Source organism: Flavobacterium sp. UBA7680, assembly GCF_002482975.1.
GTDB lineage: Bacteria > Bacteroidota > Bacteroidia > Flavobacteriales > Flavobacteriaceae > Flavobacterium.
The window spans coordinates 591,318-614,714 of sequence record NZ_DLHA01000019.1; the positions used below are offsets into that span (position 1 = coordinate 591,318).

Sequence of the window (23,397 nt, forward strand, 5' to 3'; positions counted from 1 at the left end):
ATCATGAATAAAAATAAACTCTATTAATTCATCTTATTAAACAAAGCCACACATTCAACAGCTTCTTTCACATCATGAACACGAAGAATTTTCGCGCCTTTTGTCAACGCAATTGTATTTAGAAACGTTGTTCCGTTTAAAGCTTCCTGCGGCGTGATATTAAGTGTTTTATAAATCATTGATTTTCTTGAAACTCCAGCTAAAACAGGCAATTCTAAAAGATTAAGAAGTTCCATTTTCTGCATGACTTCATAATTCTGATCGGTTGTTTTGGCGAAACCAAATCCTGGATCCAGAATCAAATCATTGATTCCTAAAGCTCTTGCTTTCTTTATTTTTTCAGAAAAATAGAAAAGTATCTCTTTTACAATATCTTCATATTCTGTCAAACTCTGCATCGTCTGCGGATTACCGCGCATGTGCATCATAATGTACGGAACGTTGTATTTTGCAATAACATCAAACATTTTATCGTCTAACTCTCCGGCTGCAATATCATTTATAATCGCTGCGCCGCTTTCTATGCTCGCTTTTGCAACTTCGGACCTAAAGGTATCGATCGACAATAAAGCTTTCGGAAAATGCTTTAAAATCAATTCTATGGCAGGAACAATTCGGTCGATTTCTTCTTGTTCCGAAACGAATTCGGCGCTGGGTTTGCTTGAATAAGCACCAATATCGATAAATGAAGCACCTTCAGATAGCATTTTATCAACCTGAGAAATAATTTCATCTTCGTTTTTATATTTTCCTCCGTCAAAGAAAGAATTTGGCGTAACATTCAAAATTCCCATTACTTTAGGAATCGATAAATCTATAAGCTCGCCTTTGCAGTTAATTGTCATTTGTTTTGTTATTTTTTTGTTTCAGGTTTCAAGTTTCAAGTTGACGCAGATTGTGTAACTTTCAGAACTTGAAACTTCAAACCTGAAACTTGAAACAATATTTTTAAGTTTCAAGTTATCGGCATTAACAATTTGTTTAGAAAAAACTTGAAACAAAGAAAACCTTAAACTTGAAACTCTTAAAAAATTATCCTTATTTTTGGAGAAATTTTAGCAAATATACAGCAATAAATGAAGAATACTTCCCTTGAATTTGATAATGTAATTACGGTTTGCCGAACCTTATTTATCAATAAAATGAAAGATTACGGCAGTGCATGGAGAATTTTAAGGCTTCCATCATTGACGGATCAAATTTTCATAAAAGCACAACGAATCAGAAGTTTACAGGAAAACGATGTACGTAAAGTTGATGAAGATGAAAAAGGAGAATTTATCGGAATCATCAATTATTCTATCATGGCTTTAATTCAGTTAGAATTGGGCGTTGTTGATCAGCCGGATTTGGATGTTGAAAAAGCAACCGAATTATATGATGCTAAAGTAAAGTTAACTAAAGACTTAATGGAAGCTAAAAATCACGATTACGGCGAGGCGTGGCGTGATATGCGTGTGAGTTCCTTAACTGATTTAATTTTGCAAAAGCTACTTCGCGTAAAACAGATCGAAGATAATAAAGGCCTGACTTTAGTTTCTGAAGGAATCGATGCCAATTATCAGGATATGATTAATTATTCTGTTTTTGCCTTGATTTTAAACCCTATAAACAAATAAAATTCCAAAAAATAAATTCCAAATTCCAATTTTTAAACAAGATTTTGGAATTTGGGTTTTCAAATATTGGAATTTCAAATTTAATATCTACCCCATGAAAAACATCATTACTCAATTTTCCCGATTATTTGTCGGTGTATTATTTATCATTTCCGGATTAATAAAATTGAATGACCCGGTTGGTTTCTCTTATAAATTGGCAGAATATTTTAGTGAACCCGTTTTCAATATGCCATTTTTAGAGCCATTGGCTTTAGGTTTAGCTATCTTTCTGGTAATTTTAGAAGTAGTTTTGGGTGTAATGTTATTGGTTGGATATAAAGCTAAAACAACAATTTGGGCATTATTGCTTTTAATCGTTTCCTTTACGTTCCTTACCTTCTACTCTGCTTATTTTGATGTGGTAAAAGATTGCGGATGTTTTGGCGACGCTTTGCATTTAACTCCTTGGCAGTCATTCACAAAAGATGTTGTTTTATTATTCTTTATTTTGATTTTATTTATCAATCAAAAATTAGTAAAACCTTTATTTTCAAATACGGTTACCAATGCAATTACTATAATAAGCGTTACTTTGAGTGCAATTATGGCGTATTGGGTTTTAAATCATAATCCTATAAAAGATTTCCGTCCTTACAAAGTTGGAACTAACATCGAAAAAGGAATGGAAATTCCTGAAGGCGCTCCAAAATCTGTAGTTGAAATGGTGTTTATTTATAAAGTAAACGGCGTTGATAAAGAATTTACAGAGAAAGATTTAATGAAAATTCCGGAAGGAGCTACTTTTGTGGACAGAAAAGATAAAGTGATTACAGAAGGTTACGTACCGCCAATTCACGATTTCACAATGACAAAAGATGATTCTGATTACAAAGCAGAATTATTAAAACTACCTAAACTTTTAATTTTTGTAACGTATGATTTGGCTTTATCAAATCCTGATGGAATGAAAAAACTAGCAAAAGTTGCTGCAGATGCAAAGGCAAAAGGTTATAAAGTAATTGCAATGACAGCTTCTGGATCTGAGGAAATTGCAAAAGCTAAAAAACAATACAATTTAGATGTTGACTTTTATTTCTGTGATGCAACAGCTTTAAAAACTGTCGAAAGAGCAAATCCTAGTATCGTAGTTTTACACAACGGAACTGTATTTCAAAAAGTACATTACAATGATGTTGATGATTTAAAACTATCTGACGTTGCTTATGGCATTTAAAAATTTCTAACAATATAAACGACGCCAATATTCTATTTTTTAGATATATTGGCGTTTTTTTTTAGCAGCAAAACCAATAAACCAAATCTTAAAAAAACCTGTTTATAATTATGATAGCAAAATTACTAAGACTGTTTTTTTCAAATCCTTTTCTTTTTTTATTTATACTATTTTTAATTATCTATACAGCGTATGATTTTTATATTCACAAATCTTCTGGTACACATTTAGTTTCTCTTCAGATTTTGGCATTAATTGCAGGAGTAATTTTTGAAAGCAAACGAATTTCAAATAAATGGACAACATCCGTTTTTATAGGAATCCTTTCTTTTATTTTTATATTTCTCCTTGGTTCTTTTTTATGCACCATAGTTAATGAATCAGAATGTGGCTTTGAGTTTATTTTGAATAGAAGCCTTGTATTTTGGCCTTTTATATTCTTCGTCTTCTATGTTATTTATTCTCGAATATTTAACGAACGAAATATTACTCCAAAACTAACAGAAGGCATCACATTATTTCTCTCGATTGCCATGATATATTGGGTAGTTGATAACGGTTTTATCAACTTTGACAACATAATTTCCCAAACCTTAATGGTTATTGGGATTTCATTTTCGTTATTTTCTTTTTTTCATGCTTTTACAAAAACTCATTTATCAGACAGAAACAAATTTATCTTAAGCACCTGGAGTTCAATAATCATGATGTTTTTTGCTATAGATAATCTAAATTCAATTTATGAAAATCGAAATACTGCTAATTCAGATGATATCCTACAGGGAATATACGTTGCAATTCAATATTTCCTTTTAGGGGTTTCAAGTATTTATATGATTCAGAATTTCATGATGCTTATTGGTTTTCTGCCAAGATGGAAAAGATTTTTCAATTCAAGATATTTTGAAGAACTCAGAGAACTCAAAGACGAGCATATTGATAGATATTCAGATCAACAGGTGCCGCTAATTCATTCCCTGATTTGTATTGTCCTTATTGGCACAGTCTTCTTTTTAAACTATTATTATCAAATTGTTCCTAAACAATTTTTAATCTGGATATCATTTGTAATTTTCCCTTTTATCATAAGTATTTACAATTATCTTATCGGAAAGAAAAATTATGCCTATCTCCTATTGTTTTTTCTATTTATATCCTGCCAAAATAAGTACGAAAAAATTGAGAAAATCAATCCTGAAAATATTAAATTGAATGAAGTTGTTTCGGATTTGACTCCGGAACAAATTGAAAAAATAAAAAATATCCATGAGATTTTTGCTGAAGTTGACAAAAGCAGTTTAGAACAAACTATAACTGATTTTAAAAGAGACAGGCATCCAGAGAACGAAATTAAAATTTGGATGCAGATGGCTGAAGCTTACAAAGGCTACCTCAGCAAAAACAAAAAAAATCTCGAGGAAAAGAGAGAAGTTTTTAAACTGATTTTATCCCGATCTATGATGAGTGCTGAAGAAGCGATTAAAAATTCTAATTTAAAATACCTTTCTAAAAAAGAGGCTCAGGAAGTTTTAAGCTTTTATAATGATGCTCCGCAACCGTTGACTGTTGAATAATAAGTTACATAAAAGTAATAACTTAGAATATTTCTTGTTTACATTTATTAAAAACCATTTCTAAAAAACAACCTGATTCTATGAAACAATTTCAAAAATTATTCTTTGCATTTTTATTAGTTTTTCTATTAAACAACACCGCATTTAGCCAGGGAAAAACAATAAATAAAGATCAGCGGTGTATATTCTTTTTTCACAATAAATTCGTAGAGGAAAATGATTTGAATACTCCGCATCCTGAATATGGCAAAGCCGAATACAATGAAATTTTAGAATCATTTAGAAAAGATAATTTTATTGTTTTTAGCGAAAAAAGAAAGAAAAATACAAATGCTTCTGATTACGCAGAAAAAGTCGTGAAACAAATCAAAACGCTTTTAAAAAAAGGAGTTTCGCCAAACAAAATAACCGTAATTGGAACTTCAAAAGGCGGTTATATTGCACAATATGTTTCAACTTATTTAGCAAATCCTGATGTGAATTTTGTTTTTATTGGATGTTTTAGAGATGTAGATATTGAAGAAATTCCGGATATTAATTTCTGCGGAAACATTTTAACCATTTATGAAAAATCAGATGTTTTTGGTGTTTCGGCAATTAAAAGAAAAGAAACTTCAAAACTCAAAATAAATCATTTTAAAGAAGTTGAACTGAATACTAATTTAAAACATGGTTTTCTATATAAGGCTTTAGATGAATGGATTGTACCTTGTAAAAAATGGGCAAATGAAAATTATGATTTGAATTAAAGATTGTATTTGTAAAGAGATTGTGATTTTGAGACAAGAAAAATAATCTTACATTTGACTATACCAAACAAAACCATACCTTATGAAAAGATTACTTAAATCATCAATTGTTTTATTCTTATTAATTACAACTTTTGGATGTTCCGGTGAAGCTAGTAACTGTACAAGTCCGCCTGTATCTTTGGTTTTCGAATTTGTAGACAAAGATTCTGGAGAAAATCTTTTTACAAATGGGACTTTCGATGCAAAACAAGGCGTAACCGTAACTGATCTGGATACAAAAAAAATAATTCAAACTTCTTATTTGAATGCTGATAATTTAAACCGTTTAGCCATTAATTCTATTGGATTTCAATCAGGAAATTTTAATTATTCTATAGCTATTCAAGGCAAAGATATTTTTGAATTACATGTTTCTGCAGAGCGACTGAGTGAAAATGGATGCAGTTTCAGCAGGATTAATTCTTTTGAAATTAAGAATGCTGATTCTAAATTAGACACCACAACAGGTGCTTATAAAATTTTGATCAATACTAAAAATTAATATTCATTATAATATATTTCGAAAGAGCTTATTTTTAAGCTCTTTTTTTTTAAATTGAATCACTGAAAAAGCAAAAGTCAGACGTTTTTTTTCTTGAAAATCTTCTTCATAAAAGTTTTTCTTTTATTTTTTTTCACTTTTAAAAAATATATTTTAAAAAATCCTGAATTTCATCCTCAACTATTACGATTTCATTCCTGTTTTTCTAACCGAAAAATAACTTTTTGTTACAAAATAAACGACTCTTCAAATTTTGTTAATCTGTATTTGGCTTTCCAATTGTTTGTTTAACTTTGTTAAAAATCATTTATCACATGAAACAAACGGCACTACTTATTATCGCATTTATAACTTTCTCATGCACACAAGCTCAGAAAACAAGTTTTTCTAAAGAAGCTTTGTCTGAAAAATTATTAACTCTTGAAGGAGATCAGACTTCTTTCAAAAGCATTTTAAAAAAATATAAAGGAAAAACTTTAGTCATTGAAGTGTGGGCTTCATGGTGTGGCGACTGCGTAAAAGCAATGCCAAAAGTTAAGGAGCTGCAAGCTAATAATCCTGATGTTTCTTATTTATTCCTTTCTGCAGATAAAACGGCTGACAAATGGAAAATTGGAATTGAAAAACATGAATTAAAAGGCGATCATTTTATGATGAACGACGGAATGAAAGGTGTTTTTGGAAAAGCGATCGATTTAGACTGGATTCCAAGATACATTATCATTGACAAAACAGGAAAAATTGTTCTGTACCGTGCTATCGAAACTGATTTTGATAAAATCAATGAAACTTTAAAAAGTTTAAAACAAGCTTAAACAGCACACAAATTATAACAAAAAGCAAAAAATTAAAAAATAACAAAAACTACCAAAATGAGAAAAAAGATTGTTGCAGGAAACTGGAAAATGCATAAAAACGCAGCACAAACTGAAGAATTGTTAAGCGAATTAATCACTAAAATACCAGCGCAAACTACTGCACAAGTAATCGTTGCTCCAACATTTGTAAACTTACAAGCTGCTGTTGCAAAAGTAAAAAACACAACTATTGGTGTTGCTGCTCAAAACGTTCACCAGGCTGAAGGCGGTGCTTTTACAGGAGAAATTTCTGCAGATATGTTAACAAGTATTGGTGTTAATACAGTAATTTTAGGTCACTCTGAGCGTAGAGCTATTTTCCATGAAACTGATGCATTAATCGCAAGTAAAGTAGATACAGCTTTAAAACATGATTTAACTGTAATTTTCTGTTTTGGAGAAGAATTAAAAGATCGTCAATCAGGAAATCATTTCAATATTGTTGAAAACCAATTACGTGACGGGATTTTCCACATTGCAAAAGAATCTTGGTCAAAAGTTGTTTTAGCTTATGAGCCGGTTTGGGCAATTGGAACTGGAGAAACTGCTTCGCCAGAACAAGCACAGGAAATGCACGAATTTATCAGAGAAACGATCCGTAAAGCTTTTGGAGCTGAAATCGCTGATGAAGTTTCTATTTTATACGGTGGTTCTGTAAAACCAGACAACGCAAAAGAAATTTTCTCTAAACCAGACGTTGACGGTGGTTTAATTGGAGGAGCTGCTTTAAAAGCAGATGATTTCTTAGCAATTGTAACGGCTATCTAAAAATAATTTAGCCACAGATTAAAAAGATTTACACAGATTTTATTTTCTGTGTTTTTTCGCCACGAATTCACGGATTCAAATTAAAAAAATTCGTGAATTCGCGGCAGAAAAAAAATCCTTTTAATCCTTTTAATCTGTGGCAGAAAAAAAATCTGAGCGATACTTAAATAGTGTCGCTTTTTTCGTTTTAAATAATTCTTAAATTAATAATGTTCGCTTAGATTTTTAAACAACTTCTGCTTTGGATTCTTACCTTTGCAAAAAAATTATTTATGTCGAATATTTATTTAGGATATCATTTTACAATTGAGCCAAAAGAACTTGGATCAGAAATTTTAGTGGCTGAATTAGGCGAAAAAGCGTTTGAAAGTTTTACAGAAACAGAAAACGGAATTTCGGCTTTTGTGAAGAAAGATTTATGGGATGAGAATATTCTGGATGATATTTATATTTTACAATCAGAAGAATTTAAAATTGAATATACAATTGAAGAAATCGATCAGGTAAACTGGAACGAAGAATGGGAAAAGAATTTTGAACCAATTGATGTTGACGGAAAATGCCACGTTCGCGCTCCTTTTCACCCAAAAACCGATGCTGAATTTGATATTGTAATCGAACCTAAAATGAGTTTTGGAACCGGACATCATGAAACAACTCACATGATGATTCAGCATTTATTAGAAATGGATGTTAAAGGTCTTAAAACTTTAGACATGGGCTGCGGAACTGCCATTTTAGCTATTTTGGCAGAAATGAAAGGCGCAGAACCAATCGACGCCATTGATATTGATAATTGGTGTTATTTAAATTCTATCGAAAATGCCGAACGCAATAATTGCAAACATATTAGCGTTTACGAAGGCGATGCTGCTTTATTAGCCGGAAAAAAATACGACTTGATTATTGCTAATATCAACAGAAATATTTTGCTAAACGATATGCAGAGCTATGTAGATTGTTTAAACAAAGACGGCATTATATTATTTAGCGGTTTTTATGAAGAAGACATTCCTTTTATCGATGCTTCGTGCACTGAAAAAGGATTGACTTATGTTAAAAAACTTCAAAGAAACAACTGGGTTTCATTAAAATACGTAAATTAGTTAGTAGTAATTACAGCAGTACAAAAAACTAAAAAGAAATGAGTACTAAAGAAAAAGTAAGAGAAAGAGTTCGCGAAAAAGAAGCGACAGGATTCAATAACGAAATCATTGTGTATAATGACGATGTAAACACTTTTGACCACGTAATTGACACCTTAATGCGCGTGTGTGACCACACACCTGAACAAGCAGAACAATGTTCCTTAATTGTACATTACAACGGAAAATGCACTGTAAAAACAGGGCCAATGGATAAATTAAAACCTCAATGTACACAACTTTTGGAAGCCGGACTGAGCGCCGAAATTGTTTAATTTACCAATAAATTATAAACGCATTCTATTTTATTCTATATTAGAAAATAAATAGAATGCGTTTTTATTTCAATCCATTTGTATTATGAGAATTATTGGGCTTTGTATATTTCTTTTACTGTCTTTTATTTCAAATGGACAGTCTAAATTTGAACCTCTTCGAAAAAAATTAACAGAAAATAAAACATATGAGTATGTTTATAATTTCGAGAATAATTATGCCGAATTTAGAACTTTCAATAACAAAATGGGATTAATTGATACTCTGGGAAATGTGATCATAAAACCAAATTATGAGTATATCAAAAACCATAAAGACCTTAAAAACATCTTTGAAGCTGGTATTATATCAAATAAAAAGTATAAAAGAGGATTTATTGACTTACAAGGAAAAGTAATAATCCCTTTTGAGTACGATGATGTTTTTTATTTTGGAAATAACCTAATCAGGGTTTCAAAAAATGAAAAGACAGGCGTTGTAGATATGGAAAACAAGATAATTCTGCCTCTAAAATATGATTACATACAAAAGCAAAATGGTATTTTATTTGTTCAGACTAATAATAAAATAGATTTATTTGATTCTAAAGGAAAACAACTTACAAATTTTCAAGCTGCAGATATTGACTATTTTAAAGATAAAAGGTCTGTTGTAACTCTTCAAAATAAAAACACGTTGATAATTGACGACAGAGGAAGTATAATTTTAAACCCCATTACAAATCATCAATTCGAAAAAGTGTTTGAACCCAATTCTTATCTTATAAAAAATACAACTACAAAGAAAAAAGGGGTAATAAATTCTTTCGGAAAATATGAAGTTGAATGTAAATACGATGAAATTTTGCCATCTAATTCAATTTATATTGTTAGAAATAATGAAAAAGATGGTCTTATCAATAAAAAAGACTCCATTTTAAAACCCTTACTCTACGATCATATTTATATGGTTTCCTATACAGACAGCATTCAATTTCAAAATCAATATTTTGCTCAAAAAGGAAATTTACAAGGTGTTATAAATCCATTTTTAGAAAAAGAAATAATTCCCATTGCTTATAAGTCGGTAAAAGATTTTTCTGATTTTTACATTACAACCAATCTGAGTAATAAAAATGGAATATTTTCGACAAAAGGTGAAGTTATAATTCCTGAAAATTATGAATTTTGTAATGGCTATCAGAATAAAATTTTCGCTGTAAAAGAAAATAAGAATTACATCCTGTCGATTGATGGAACAAACTACAATGAAGTTGAAGTTCCTGTTACTGAATTTGTGAGAAACAAATACTTTTCATTAGGAATGTCTAAAAGTAAATATCAGATATTTAAAAATGAAAACAAATTTGGTGTAGTTAGTATTGAAAATAAAATTATGATTCCATCTGAATTTGATTCCATTACTCAAATCTATTCTACGGGAGAATTTATCGTTCAAAAAAACAAAAAATATGGAATTATAAATGCCGAAAATCAAGTTGTTTTTGATTTAAAGTATGATACTTTTAATATAATTAAAGAAGTGGTAAAATTTGAAATTAAAAACCCAAAAACAACAAAATTCTATTCTGTTAACTTTTCTAAAGAACTTAAATAATATTTTAATTACTAATTAGAAATTGCATATTTATAACTGTGAAAACAGTTAATTGCAAATAATTCAAAATGCATTCTATTTTATTTTATATTTGAAATAAAATAGAATGTTTTTTTATGGAAGAATATGGAAAAATATTAATTATCGCAATGCCGATTTTCCTGGTTTTAATTGTAATTGAAAAACTATACGGCATTTACAAAAAGAACGATACTGCTCCATTAATCGACAGCGTTTCCAGTATCAGCTCCGGAATTACTAATTCTGTAAAAGATGTTTTAGGGCTGAGTATAACTTTTCTTTCCTATGAATGGATGGTTTCTAAAATCGCCATTTTTCATCAGGAAGCCAATATTCTTTCCTATTTTATTGCCTTTTTCGTTATCGATTTTTATGGCTATTGGAGCCACCGACTGGCACATCAAATTAATTTCCTTTGGAACAAACATGCCATTCATCACAGCAGTGAAGAGTTTAATCTTGCCTGCGCGCTTCGTCAGCCCATTGCGAGTTTAGTTAATTTGTTTACTTTTCTGTTGATTCCTGCAGCATTACTGGGCGTTCCAGCTTCTGTAATTGCTATTACGCTTCCACTCCACTTGTTTTTGCAATTTTGGTATCATACCAAACACATCAAAAAAATGGGATTTGTGGAGCATATTTTAGTAACACCTTCGCATCATCGTGTTCATCACGCTATAAACCCTGAATATTTAGATAAGAATCATTCACAGATCTTTATTTTCTGGGACAAACTTTTTGGTACTTTTCAGGAAGAATTAGATGATGTTCCGCCAGTTTACGGAATTACAAGACCAGCTAATACTTGGAATCCAATTAAAATAAATTTTCAGCATTTGACGTTATTAATAAAAGATGCATGGCGTGCCGAAAGCTGGAAAGACAAACTTACAATCTGGTTTAAACCAACCGGATGGCGACCTGAAAATTTCGAACAAAAATATCCTGTAAACAAAATTGAAGATGTTTTTAATTTTGATAAATACGGAACACAAAATTCGCAAAAACTAATTTATTGGTCGGTTACGCAAATTCTAATTACGCTTTTGTTTGTGAGTTTTCTTTTTGACAATATTGCTAAAATCGGTCTGCCCAATATCTTTGTTTACGGATTTTTTATCCTCGTTACCATTTACAGCAATTCTGAGTTAATGGATAAAAGCAGGTTTGCCATTTTTTGGGAAGGTTTCAGGTTGTCGATCGCTATTATAATTATAGTATTTTACGGCGATTGGTTTGGTTTAAATTCAGTTTTCTCCTTTAGTAATTATATAATTCTGGGCTATTTAAGTGTATCGTTTTTAACCACGATTTACTTTGTAACCATCGATTTTAAAACTAACCAAAACCAAACCATAAACCCACAAACCACATAATGAAAAACGCTGTATTCTTTAAAATTTATATTGCTTTCAGCTTTATTTATTTACTGCTTTTATATCTGGGATATGAAAGTTTAGACTGTTACTTAAAACCGGCTTTAATTCCGTTATTAATTGTTGGAGTGTATTTTTCTAAAAAATTTCCAACACAGAATATTCTTTTAACGGCATTGGTATTTTCATGGATTGGCGATGTAATTCTACTTTTTGCAGACATTGCCGAAATCTATTTTATTTTGGGACTAGTATCTTTTCTAATCTCTCACATCATTTATTGCGTACTTTTTAACAGACAGATTAAAGAGAAAATCAGAAAAAATACTATAATTTTTATTTTCGGAAGCCTTATTATTGCCTGTTATTTAATCGGAATGTTATCGGTTTTACTACCCGCTTTAGGCGATTTAAAAATTCCGGTTATTGTTTATGCCAGCGTAATTTCTGTTATGCTTTTGTTTGCTTATAACGGACTTTTAATCTGGAAAAAACCTGCGAATCAATATGTTTTTTTTGGAGCGCTGTTTTTTGTTATTTCTGATAGTATTTTGGCAATCAACAAGTTTCATATGCCAATTCAAAAAAGTTCGTTTATTATTATGCTTACTTATCTTGTGGCACAATATCTGATTGTAAAAGGTATATTGAAACTGAATTCAAAGAAGGAAGTATAATAGCTCGCTGATAACACAGATTAAACAAATTATCACGGAGTTTTTTATTCTATTTTCTTTTTGAATTTATAATCTGTGACAAAAAACCTTTTACATTTGTGTGACCAAAATAAACCTCAACCATGAAAAAAATTAGTCTTTTTATTGTTCTATTAATTTCAGTAACTTCTTGTATCAGTACAAAATCTACTTTGAAAAATGTAGATGATAATGCCCCTGATTTAATTTTAAATAAGAATAATACGTTTGTTATTACACAGTATAGTAAAGACAAAAAATACGGTTATGATCCTGATTATCCTGTAAATATATTTTTTAGAAATACACAGGATGAAGCGACAAATGAGGTTCGTTTTTTGAATGCGTTAGCCGGACCAAATGGCGAAAAAATTACTTATAAACGATTAGAAACCTGTTGCCCTTTTCCAACTAAAAGAAGCAGTATGGGAGCCGGATTTTTAAATGTATACGAACTAACTTGGGAAGGACAAAAAAAGCCTATAACGCTGTATTTGAATATTTATGAAAAAGGAATTTTGATGGTTCCGATGGGATTGAGTTTGAAGAAGGAGTAAATAATAATTATATATTAAACCCTATATGTTAGGAATAACTCCTCTCGTTTTAATCGTTCTTCCTTTATTATTTCAAATAATATTTGGAACAATCTCTGTTTTCAGAAATTATTCATTTAAGTTTAAAACCGTATGTATAATTAATATAGTTCTTCAATTTGTTTTCGCAATTACTTCTTATTGTATTGCTTCTTATAATTTTTCAAAATACTTTGAACAACATCCAAATTCACCAAGATGCGGAATGCCATTTGTTGGTTTAATTGGACTTACTTTTATTTCTGCTTTAATTCTTTTTGTTGTAATTGTTGTGCAGTATTTTATTAAAAAAAATTACAAATAATTAGACTTATAAAATGATCAAATCGAAATCAGCCTTTATTATTTTTTTAATTCTATTACTTCTACTATTTCCTTATTACATCATCTATTTGCAATCAGATTTTTTATCATCAATGATTCCAGGCTGGCATACCAATGTTATTGCAGGGAGAACAATTTCGAATTTAATTAAGTTCATTATTCTTTTTGTAACCACGGTTTATTATTGGAAACTTTCTAAAATTACAGACAAATTAAATTTAAAAAAATTCCTTGTTCATTTTTTAATGACATTTCCTGCAGTTTTTATTGGACGGTTAAGCGTTTTTGAACTATTTGATCTTCATTCTTTAGATGCTGATAGTTTTGTAAATCTTATACAAATAATTGTCTTTATAAATATTTGCATTAACATTCTATTTTTTACTGGACAAATTTTGTTTGGATTACATTACCAAAAACTAAAAAAACAATTGTGATAAATAAAATGGATCAAAAAGAGTTTATTATACGAAGAGGAATTACAGATAACTATCCTCGAAAATTATTCATTAATCAAAACGAGTTAAAATTCGAGAGTAAAGATCTAAGAAATGATTCATTTGTTACCTTCAAAAAAGATCAAATTTTAGAATATAGTTACGGAGTAAAGTGGATGCAATATAAATTTACTTTTGGCCGTGAGTATATAATTTCAATTCGAAGTAATGACAATCAAATTATCAAGATTAATTTTAAAACTTACTTTGGCAGAAAGAAAGATGAATACCATAAACTTTGTAATGAAATATTACTTTCTCTTTGGGATTTTTATTTTGGAGATTTAACTTCAAATTATATCCAGAAATCAGAACAAGGCGAAGAATTCAAAATTGGTGAAGTTATTTTTAATAAAGATGGCTTAAGCATAATTAGCAATTCATCTTTAAAACAAAAAAGTGTACTAATTCCGTGGGAAAAAGTTCGAACTAAAAGATATTCAACCTATTTTGCTATTTATTCTAAAGATGATGCCGTTAATGTTAATCGTGGTTACAGTTATTTAAACGACTGGAATACTACCGTTTTATTAAATGTATTAAATGCTGTATTAGCAAAAAAGAATATTGTTAATGATTAAAATTTCACTTTAAAAAATCATTCACGTTTCTGAAAAGATAAAAATAAACTTTAATGATTATTATTGCTGTTACAAGCTGAAGAACAAGCTTAAAGAAAGAACAAAGTAAATCTATAAATTTAATACACGTAAAAATAAAATGAGCATTTTCAATCAAATCTTAGAAAGATCTAAATTAAATAAGGAACTAATTGGAATATGGAAATATAGAGATAATGAAAAGTTCTGGTGCGGTTTTGTTCTTGATTATAACGAAACATTAGTTAAAATTCAACATTTTACTAACTATGGAAAACTTGATGGGCAAATAGTTGCCCAAATCTCGGCTATTCAAAATGTGGATTTTAATGATGATTATGCCAGAGCTATGCAAGTTGTAATTGATTATTCACAAGAATTAGAAAAAGAGCAAAAGATTAATATTTCATTACCTGAAAATGAAAATTGGGATTATGAAATTATCAAGCAATTGGAAGGCAATCTAGATATTCTTACAAGTATTGAAATTAATAATTCTGAGTATTTTTCGGGATTTATTATGGAAGTTTCAGAAAGTGATTTTGTTTTACATTGTGTTGGCAAACTTGGTCAAGACGAAGGTTTAGTAGTTTATAAAATTGAAGATATTACAGGGTTTAGAATTAATGATATTGACAATCGTAAAAGAGCAATGCTGTATAAATGGAGAAAAGCTACCGTGTAAAAACTACTAAAAGTTATAACTTCCATACATAAGCCATTTGATATCAAATTGTTTATTATTTGAAAAACTTCGCTAGCGCTAACGTCCCGCATGCGCTAGCAACAGCTGCCAAAAGAAAAAACCAGAAAAATCAAATTCAAAACCCGCTGAATTTGTAACTTTACAAGTAAGCATTTTCTATATACTTCTAACACTCTTGTTTCTCTTAGAAACAAATAAAATTGAATCAAAATGCAACAATCAAAAAAATATAAAATTGAAGCTCCAAGTTTCGATTTACAGCAATATTTAAACAGAATCAATTTTTCAGAAGAAATTAAATTAGATTTAGCGGGTATAAAAAAACTGATGCAAAGTCAGATATTTAGTGTGCCTTTTGAAAATCTTGATGTACAGGCTGGTAAAACAATCTCACTTATCGGCGATGACATTGTAAACCAAATCGTAGCTAAAAATCGCGGCGGCTATTGCTATCAAGTTAACGGAATCTTTTCTTTATTACTTCAGGAAATTGGTCTTCCGCATTATTATATTGCGGTACGACCTTTGGTTAATCCTATTCCAAATGCTAAAACGCATCTGGCAATAATTGCGATAATTGAAAATGAAGAATATCTGATCGATTTAGGATTTGGAGGTAACAGTATTAGAGAACCTTTGAAACTGAGTGAAATTGGAACTGAAATTCAGCAGGATTTTGACACTTTTACTTTGGTAAAAACAGAAGATGATGACTATTTACTGCAAATAAAAATTGGAAAAGAATGGTCTAACTTATATTCGTTTGATTTGACTCCTCAAAGATGGATTGATTTTAAACCTGCCAATCACTATAATTACTCGCATCCGGATTCATTTTTTACACAAAATTTAATTGTGGTTTTACAGAATCCTTTGGGCAAAAAAATACTATTTAAAAATTCGATAAAATCAGTGACAAATGGAGTTACTGAACTTATTCCTTTTGAAGATGATCAATTGGATACTATTCTGAAAACCGAATTTAATTTGACGTTAGAATAGAAGACCAATTGGGGAAATATTCCCCATGAAATCCTATAATTCCACTACGGTTTTAGCCCTGATAGCAGCGGAAATCCTTTTTTGAGAAATACTATTTTTTCTGGTTTTTGCAGAGCGACCAACGGAAGCTCCTGCAAAGACCAAGAAAAAAAGGATTTGGAGAAAAAGATTACAGCGGATAGCAGGATTAGCTTCTTAAAATAATCTTAAATCTTCATCTGCTATTCACAAATCATAACTACCTTTGCAGTGCAAAAAAATAATTTTATGAACTTACAACATATTCCACAAATTAAGCATACTGACAGCGGGAATTTCTTTTTATTGGCGGGACCTTGCGCTATTGAAGGAGAGGAAATGGCTCTTAGAATTGCTGAGAAATTAGTTGGTATTACCGACAATCTTAAGATTCCTTATGTGTTTAAAGGATCTTTTAAAAAAGCAAACCGTTCTAGAATTGATAGTTTTTCTGGAATTGGAGACGAAAAAGCTTTAAAAATTTTAAGAAAAGTTTCAGAAACTTTTCACATTCCAACAGTTACAGATATTCATACTAACGAAGATGCTGACATGGCAGCACAATACGTTGATGTTTTACAAATTCCTGCATTTTTAGTTCGTCAGACTGATTTAGTTGTGGCAGCTGCAAATACCGGAAAAGTGGTAAACTTGAAAAAAGGACAATTTATGAGTCCTGAAAGTATGAAACACGCGGTACAAAAAGTATTAGACTGTAATAACGAAAATGTTGTCGTTACAGATCGTGGTACTATGTTTGGTTACCAAGACATGATTGTTGACTTTAGAGGAATTCCTACTATGCAGCAATATGCTACAACGGTATTGGATGTTACGCACTCTTTGCAACAGCCAAACCAAACTGCCGGAGTTACGGGCGGAAGACCTGATATGATTGAAACTGTTGCTAAAGCTGGTATTGCAGTTGGTGTTGACGGAATTTTTATCGAAACACATTTTGACCCTGCAAACGCAAAAAGTGATGGCGCTAATATGCTTCATTTAGACTATTTTGAAGGTTTAATGAATAAGCTTGTTGCTATCAGAAAAACAGTTAACTCATTTTAAATTTAATACATTACGTTCATTGAAAACAAATATTTTAGTTTTCTTCTTATTGTGTTTTTCATTAAACACTTTTGCTCAGGAAGAAATCGCAGTAGAAAGGTACACAGCACATAATAAAGGAAAATTCTTTATTTCATGGGGAGGAAACAGAGATAGTTACAGCCAGTCTGATGTGAATTTTAGAGGTAAAGATTATAACTTTACCGTTAATAATATGGTGGCTCACGATAAACCAAAAGGATATCATATTGATTATATCAATCCCGCAAATATGACAATTCCACAGACTAATTTTAGAATGGGATATTTCTTTAGTGATCATTACAGTGTTTCTATTGGCTGGGATCACATGAAATATGTAATGAGCCAAAATCAGATAGCTAATGTTACGGGTTCTATTAATTTACCTGCTGATCAGGCCGGACATATTTACAACGGAGAGTATAATAATACGCCTGTAGATATGTCTCAAGGAGGTGCTATAGAAGGTGGTTATGAAAAAGGTGTGACAAATCCAAATGGCCCTGCTTTTTTAATGTACGAACATACAGATGGTTTGAACTATATTAATACTGAGGTTTCCAGACATGATGACATTTCGAAATGGCTTGGTTTACCAAATACAGATAAATTTCAGATTAACTTAACTGAAGGTTTAGGTGCCGGAGTTTTATACCCAAAAACAAATGCAACCGTTTTAGGAAAAGAACGTCATGATGATTTTCACGTTTCTGGTTATGGTGTATCTGCAAAAGCGGGAATTAATTTTACTTTCTTCAAATATTTCTATTTACAAGGAGAGTTAAAAACCGGTTATATCAATATGCAGGATATTAGAACAACAGTAAGCAATGACGATAAAGCTTCGCAGCATTTTACATTCGTTCAGCGAATTATTGCTGTTGGAGGAATCTTTAGAATCTAATACTTCTTCAAAAATATATTTTAAAAATAGTTATCATTTATTTGGTAACTATTTTTTTTATTATTTACTTTGTATTTCAAAGTACTTTATTTTCTATTTGAACATATCATGAAAAAACAAAAATATATTTTCCTTATCATCACATTCGCATTAAGTTTTGGCTTGGCGTTGTTTGTAGCAATGAAAGTTTTTCCAAATAATCCGTTTTCGAAAACAAAGACGGAAACGAAAACTGAATCGAGTAAAATTCAGGATGGAGATATTATATTTCAAACTTCACAATCGCCTCAATGCGAAGCGGTACGAATTGCAACCAATTCTAAATTTTCTCATTGCGGAATTATTTATGATATAAACGGAAATTGGTTTGTTTTTGAAGCTGTTCAGCCTGTAAAACTTACTCCTTTTGATGAATGGATTCAGCACGGAAAAGACAATAAATATGTTGTAAAGCGATTAAAAAATGCTGATAAAGTTTTGACTCCGGCTGTTCTTCAAAAAATGAAAGAGTATAGCCAGCAGTTTGATGGAAAAGAATATGACGCTTATTTTGAATGGACGGATACTAGAATTTATTGTTCTGAATTGGTTTGGAAAATTTATAAAAATGCTGCAGGAATCGAGCTTTCAAAACTAAGAGAATTAAAGAGTTTTAATTTAGAAGATCCAAGAGTTCAAAAAATATTAAAAGAAAGATATGGGAATGAAATTCCGTTAGAGGAAAAAGTGGTTGCCCCTTCAGACCTGGACGATTCGAATTTGCTTAAAACTATAATTGATAATTATTAAAATTTGATAAAAGCTAATTTTAAAACCAATCAGCTTTTTTATTTGATTATTTACTTTGAAATTCAAAGAACTTTTAACCAACCAAAACATGAGAGATTATTTAATTGAAAAATTATACGAAACCACTAAAAAGCCGTATCAAAAGTATTTTAAGAAGAATGAACCGTGGGAAATCAATAAAACGGAATTAATCCATTTCCCAAAAGAAAGTTTGGGTTATGGTTTAGGAAATTTTCTCTTCAAGAATCATTTTGATATTCAGGAAAAACTGGAAGATCATGATATTATTCATGTTTTAACGAATACCGGAATTTCTGTTTATGAAGAAATTGGAATGCAGTATTATCTTCTTGGAAACGGAAAAAAAAGCTTGTATTTGTATATGGTTATTTTAACTGGGACATTATTTTATCCTAAGAAAATAAAATATTTCATGCAGCAATTTAAAAGAGGAAAACAAGCACATTCGTTCTATTATCTTGATTTTTCAAAATTGCTTTTAATGCCTATAGTATCTATTCAACAAACTTTTAAAATTTAAAACTTATGAAAACAATCAACCATAAATCATTTGAAGAAAAACAATCTACTGAATTAGCAATTGGATCTTTTATTATCATTACAATACTATTTATACTTTATATTGTCACAAATCAAAGTCCAAATATTCTTGTCATTGCGTGGCCGTTTGCTTTTTCGGCAATAATCGTAAATTTGATAATGTTCGTTCATTTAACAGACCGGTTTATTCATCTTTCTGAACAAAGAAGGGATATTGCGGTTAAAATTTTAATTCTGCTTTCTAATATTCCAATTACGTTTTTCTATTATTTATTAGTAATGAAAAATTAAATTTTAGAATTTCATCCAATAAAAAAGCTGCGAGTTTATACTCGCAGCTTTTAGATATATCGATTTTAAAAATCTTAGTTTGCAGATGGAAGAACGATTCCGTTTTGATCTATTAAGTAGATTAACGAAGTCATTGTTGCTGCACCAAGTTCTAATTCTCTTTTATTGATGGCATCAAATTTATCGTTTGCTGCATGGTGATAATCAAAATAACGTTGTGAATCTGGTTTTAAACCTGCTTTTACAATTGCTTTAGACGTTAAATGATTAATATCTGAACCTGCATGTCCAATTGTAAAACTATGAACTAAATAAGGTTCGAAAAAGTCTTTAAACCCTTGTATTTTTTTCAAATTAGCATCATCTGCTTCAATAGAAAATCCTCTTGGAGAAAATCCGCCTGAATCACTTTCTAAAGCAAAAATATGGTTTTCGTTTTTCTGTTTAGAAACTTCTTCATATTTCACACCGCCTTTTCCGCCATTTTCTTCGTTCATAAATAAAACTACACGAATTGTATTTTTAGGCTTGTAATTTAAATTTTTAAGAATTCTTATTACTTCCATGCTTTGTACTACTCCTGCTCCATCATCATGAGAACCATCGGCTAAATCCCAAGAATCTAAGTGTCCGCCCACAACCATAATGTTAGATGGGTTTACAGTTCCTGTTAATTCTCCAACTACGTTATGAGACAATACATCTGGTAAAGTTTCACACGATTGTTTGAAATAGAATTTTATAGCTGGATTTACTTTTAAAGTTTTACTTAATAATTCAGCTCCATTTGTACTAATTGCTGCAGTTGGAATATATTGCTCTTTTGGCAAATCACCATAACTCTGAGCTCCTGTATGAGGGAAATCGTCTAAACGTAAATTCATTGAACGAACAATTGTTCCTACAGCTCCTAATTTTGCTGCTTCTTTTGCACCAGTAAATCTTTGGTCTACACAAGCTCCGTAAGACGTAAATGTTTCGATATTTTCAGGATTCATTGGTCTGTTATAAAAAACAATTTTTCCTTTTACTTTATCAGCTCCAAGTTCGTTCAGTTCTTTAATTCCTTGTACTTCTATGATTTCTGCTGTAAGTCCTGTTTTTGCAGTCGCAACAGATCCGCCTAAAGCACAAATTGGCACAGCAGTTTTTACTTTTCCATCTAAGATAAAAGCAGTTTCTTTTTCACCGCGAACCCAGTGAGGAACCATAACTTCCTGCAGGTAAACTTTATCAAGTCCCAGACCTTCTAATTGTCTTTTTGTATACTCGACAGCTTCTGCAGCACCTTTAGATCCTGATAAACGGCTTCCAATATCATTTGAAAGATATTCTAACCAAGAATAACATTTAGCTTCGGTTAAAGCTTTTTTATAAAATAATTTAATGTTTTTTTCATCATTTGACTGAGCAAAAGATGCGGTCAATCCATTTAAAACTAAAGCAGTTAAAAGAATCGTTTTTTTCATAATTGTAATAACATTTTGGGGTTATATTGCTTTTTTGGCTTCTCTTACAAAGAAACAAAATTCTGTAGAACTGTCAGAGTTTTTTCGTAGCCTTTTCTCAAAAAAAAACTCTAATTATAAACCTTTTTTGTTCATAATTAGAGTTTTTCTTATTTTCTTTAAAATAATGTTACTTTATTTCGATAATCTTATTTTTTGTGCCAATTCCGTTTTCATTAAATGGCTCAATTGTAAAATAATATTTTGTTCCTTTGTCTAAACCTCTAAAATCGTACACGTTATCTCCATAAACCATAATACTGTTGTATAATTTATCCGGAGCAATTCCGTAATAAATATTATATCCTACAGCATCATTTTGCTTTTTCCAGGAAATCATAGCGTTTCTTGAATCCAGTTTATTTCTGTCTACTTTAAATGCCGTAACCGCTTTTGGTTTTTCTGATAATCCATTTCCAAAAACCCTGAAATCTGAAATCGCAAACAATCCAGAGGCATTGTGAATATTGACCATTTTAATGTAACGCGCTTTAAATGATTTTGTTAATTCAACATAATCATGCGGTGCATCTTTATCGTTTTTAGATTTATCTACAACCAAAGTCCAGTTTTGTGCATCATCAGACATAAATATTTTATACTGGTAATAAATGTCCATTGCTTTGTTATACTGTGTTGCTTTATGATCTGCATAATTGATCTGCAGCGCCTTAATTTCCATTTGACGGCCTAAATCCATTTGAAGCCATTCGTCTGGATTATTGGTTTTTGCAGACCAATACGTTTGGATATTTTCATCGGTTAAATTTTCAGGACCATAACAAAATTTCTCGTAGACTTTTTTTTCGCCGTTATCCATTCTGTGTGTTTCAACTTCCAAACATTCTTCAGAAGAAGAAACGGTTACAGGCTTTTTATACGAAAGCAGCATCCATCCAGATGAAGCGCCTTTTGTCTGATCACGATTACCTGTAGGAAGAACAATTGGAAAATCTCCGTAAGAAGTTATCGAATACATGACATCATCTTTATCAAATCCTGCCGGAAACATATCGATACGACGCTCAAAACGATCTTTTATAGAAATCTTACATGTTCCTGTGTTCCAGTAATTTCCGTAGTTATCTGCAAAAGTATTTCCGTGTCCTGCACCAATTACAAATCCGCCCGGTTTATAAGACATAGGATTGTGTTTTTGATACGTAAATGGCCCAAGCGGATTATCTCCAACATGAACTCCGTTTGCATATCCTTTAAATTCCGTCGCAGGCGCGCCATACTGCATATAATATTTTCCGTTGTGTTTGGTCATCCACGCTCCTTCAATGAAATTTCCCCAAGGTGCCGGCTCCATGTCATTATTTGGACCAAAACGCTCCCAGCCGTGCGCAGAAGGATCTAAAATAGCAACTTCTTTTATCTGTCCATACGGACGCTGAATATCTTCTACTTCTGTTGCTTTGTACAATTGTGCATAATCAGCTTGGTTTCCTTTTGGAAGCCATGTATTATAATCAACTTCTGTACCTACAAGCGGCAGTTTTCCGCTTGAACCGTAATACATATACACTTTTTTATCATCATCCTGAAAAATAGCAGGATCCCAAGTTGGCAGCATTGCTTTGTCTACGTGACGTGTCCATCTTCCCGATTTTGGGTCGGCCGTTTTCCAAATTGGATGATCTCTATTCCATGTTGAACCCACATAAAATAAAGTATCGTTTACAACCCACGCCGCAGGTGCGCATTGGTCGTCGTCGCCGGGTTTTCTTTGAAAACTTCCGTAAACGAAATTCCAGTCTGACATGTCTTTACTCCAAAAGAAACCTGCCTGATTGGTCGCAAATAAATAATATTCGCCTTTATAGGTAATAATTACCGGATCGGCACTGGAACGGCGCGATTCAGGAATTCCGTTATGATTGTGAGTGGTAAAATTGTACCCAATATTGATTGGATTACAATAAGTTGTTGCTGGTTTATTTGGGTCAAACCAATCTGTTTTTCCGGGAATATTCGCTTTTTGTGACCAAATACTTGTTGTACAGGTAGCTAAAAGCAATATCAATATCTTTTTCATTTGTATTCTTTTTAAGTTTATATAGAATTCAATCTT

General features: G+C 31.1%; 25 protein-coding genes. 22 read left to right on the forward strand and 3 right to left on the reverse strand.

Translation table 11 applies throughout. The annotated features are described in order from the left end of the window. Window positions 1–23 precede the first annotated feature (23 nt). Window positions 24–845, reverse strand: a complete 822-nt coding sequence (gene folP, locus B3C18_RS07510; RefSeq protein ID WP_291144767.1) for a dihydropteroate synthase — start codon at window positions 843–845, stop codon at window positions 24–26. A 231-nt stretch (window positions 846–1,076) separates the two neighbouring features. Between folP and B3C18_RS07515 the strand changes: the two genes are divergently transcribed. The 22 genes from B3C18_RS07515 to B3C18_RS07620 all read left to right on the forward strand — a co-directional run bounded on the left by B3C18_RS07515 (window position 1,077) and on the right by B3C18_RS07620 (window position 19,812). Then, a complete protein-coding gene (locus B3C18_RS07515) occupies window positions 1,077–1,619 on the forward strand; it encodes a DUF1599 domain-containing protein (protein ID WP_053473476.1) in 543 nt (180 codons plus the stop codon). Window positions 1,620–1,713: 94 nt separating this feature from the next. Then, window positions 1,714–2,835, forward strand: coding sequence for a BT_3928 family protein (locus tag B3C18_RS07520; protein WP_291144771.1), 1,122 nt, complete (start codon window positions 1,714–1,716; stop codon window positions 2,833–2,835). A gap of 533 nt (window positions 2,836–3,368) precedes the next feature. Then, window positions 3,369–4,409 (forward strand): hypothetical protein, encoded by a 1,041-nt coding sequence (locus B3C18_RS07525; protein ID WP_291144774.1) that lies wholly within the window; start codon window positions 3,369–3,371, stop codon window positions 4,407–4,409. Window positions 4,410–4,489: 80 nt separating this feature from the next. Further along, window positions 4,490–5,158: a dienelactone hydrolase family protein gene (locus B3C18_RS07530; RefSeq protein ID WP_291144777.1), complete on the forward strand. Its 669-nt coding sequence runs from the start codon at window positions 4,490–4,492 to the stop codon at window positions 5,156–5,158. An 82-nt stretch (window positions 5,159–5,240) separates the two neighbouring features. After that, complete coding sequence (locus B3C18_RS07535) at window positions 5,241–5,702, forward strand: hypothetical protein (protein WP_291144779.1); 462 nt, start codon at window positions 5,241–5,243, stop codon at window positions 5,700–5,702. A gap of 314 nt (window positions 5,703–6,016) precedes the next feature. Beyond that, entirely contained in the window at window positions 6,017–6,517 is a 501-nt protein-coding gene (locus B3C18_RS07540; protein ID WP_291144782.1) for a TlpA family protein disulfide reductase, read from the forward strand. Between the two features lie 57 nt (window positions 6,518–6,574). Next, complete coding sequence (gene tpiA / locus B3C18_RS07545; RefSeq protein ID WP_291144785.1) at window positions 6,575–7,327, forward strand: triose-phosphate isomerase; 753 nt, start codon at window positions 6,575–6,577, stop codon at window positions 7,325–7,327. A 272-nt stretch (window positions 7,328–7,599) separates the two neighbouring features. Beyond that, window positions 7,600–8,433, forward strand: a complete 834-nt coding sequence (gene prmA, locus B3C18_RS07550; protein WP_291144787.1) for a 50S ribosomal protein L11 methyltransferase — start codon at window positions 7,600–7,602, stop codon at window positions 8,431–8,433. Window positions 8,434–8,471: 38 nt separating this feature from the next. Next, entirely contained in the window at window positions 8,472–8,747 is a 276-nt protein-coding gene (locus B3C18_RS07555; RefSeq protein ID WP_053473484.1) for an ATP-dependent Clp protease adaptor ClpS, read from the forward strand. Window positions 8,748–8,832: 85 nt separating this feature from the next. Beyond that, window positions 8,833–10,344, forward strand: a complete 1,512-nt coding sequence (locus B3C18_RS07560) for a WG repeat-containing protein (RefSeq protein WP_291144792.1) — start codon at window positions 8,833–8,835, stop codon at window positions 10,342–10,344. A gap of 116 nt (window positions 10,345–10,460) precedes the next feature. Further along, entirely contained in the window at window positions 10,461–11,741 is a 1,281-nt protein-coding gene (locus B3C18_RS07565; protein ID WP_291144795.1) for a sterol desaturase family protein, read from the forward strand. Continuing rightward, window positions 11,741–12,418, forward strand: a complete 678-nt coding sequence (locus B3C18_RS07570; protein WP_291144798.1) for a lysoplasmalogenase — start codon at window positions 11,741–11,743, stop codon at window positions 12,416–12,418. Before B3C18_RS07565 ends, B3C18_RS07570 begins: the two co-directional genes overlap by 1 nt. A gap of 122 nt (window positions 12,419–12,540) precedes the next feature. Continuing rightward, window positions 12,541–12,993, forward strand: a complete 453-nt coding sequence (locus B3C18_RS07575; protein ID WP_291144801.1) for a 2-dehydro-3-deoxyphosphooctonate aldolase — start codon at window positions 12,541–12,543, stop codon at window positions 12,991–12,993. 25 nt (window positions 12,994–13,018) lie between these two features. Next, entirely contained in the window at window positions 13,019–13,336 is a 318-nt protein-coding gene (locus B3C18_RS07580) for a hypothetical protein (protein ID WP_291144804.1), read from the forward strand. A 453-nt stretch (window positions 13,337–13,789) separates the two neighbouring features. Further along, window positions 13,790–14,434: a hypothetical protein gene (locus B3C18_RS07585; RefSeq protein WP_291144807.1), complete on the forward strand. Its 645-nt coding sequence runs from the start codon at window positions 13,790–13,792 to the stop codon at window positions 14,432–14,434. Between the two features lie 139 nt (window positions 14,435–14,573). After that, entirely contained in the window at window positions 14,574–15,137 is a 564-nt protein-coding gene (locus tag B3C18_RS07590; RefSeq protein ID WP_291144810.1) for a hypothetical protein, read from the forward strand. Window positions 15,138–15,368: 231 nt separating this feature from the next. Then, a complete protein-coding gene (locus B3C18_RS07595) occupies window positions 15,369–16,160 on the forward strand; it encodes an arylamine N-acetyltransferase family protein (RefSeq protein WP_291144814.1) in 792 nt (263 codons plus the stop codon). A gap of 267 nt (window positions 16,161–16,427) precedes the next feature. Next, window positions 16,428–17,246, forward strand: coding sequence for a 3-deoxy-8-phosphooctulonate synthase (kdsA, locus tag B3C18_RS07600; protein WP_053473490.1), 819 nt, complete (start codon window positions 16,428–16,430; stop codon window positions 17,244–17,246). Window positions 17,247–17,265: 19 nt separating this feature from the next. Next, window positions 17,266–18,171, forward strand: a complete 906-nt coding sequence (locus B3C18_RS07605) for a hypothetical protein (RefSeq protein WP_291144819.1) — start codon at window positions 17,266–17,268, stop codon at window positions 18,169–18,171. Between the two features lie 108 nt (window positions 18,172–18,279). Continuing rightward, complete coding sequence (locus B3C18_RS07610; protein WP_291144822.1) at window positions 18,280–18,960, forward strand: YiiX family permuted papain-like enzyme; 681 nt, start codon at window positions 18,280–18,282, stop codon at window positions 18,958–18,960. Window positions 18,961–19,048: 88 nt separating this feature from the next. Further along, window positions 19,049–19,501, forward strand: a complete 453-nt coding sequence (locus B3C18_RS07615) for a hypothetical protein (RefSeq protein WP_291144825.1) — start codon at window positions 19,049–19,051, stop codon at window positions 19,499–19,501. Between the two features lie 5 nt (window positions 19,502–19,506). Then, window positions 19,507–19,812, forward strand: coding sequence for a hypothetical protein (locus B3C18_RS07620; protein WP_291144828.1), 306 nt, complete (start codon window positions 19,507–19,509; stop codon window positions 19,810–19,812). Window positions 19,813–19,886: 74 nt separating this feature from the next. Here B3C18_RS07620 and B3C18_RS07625 read toward each other — a convergent pair whose 3' ends face one another. Beyond that, window positions 19,887–21,281: a M20/M25/M40 family metallo-hydrolase gene (locus B3C18_RS07625; protein WP_291144831.1), complete on the reverse strand. Its 1,395-nt coding sequence runs from the start codon at window positions 21,279–21,281 to the stop codon at window positions 19,887–19,889. Between the two features lie 169 nt (window positions 21,282–21,450). Continuing rightward, the gene (locus B3C18_RS07630; RefSeq protein WP_291144834.1) at window positions 21,451–23,361 is read right to left on the reverse strand and encodes a discoidin domain-containing protein; all 1,911 of its coding nucleotides are present in this window, start codon (window positions 23,359–23,361) and stop codon (window positions 21,451–21,453) included. Between the last annotated feature and the right edge of the window lie 36 nt (window positions 23,362–23,397).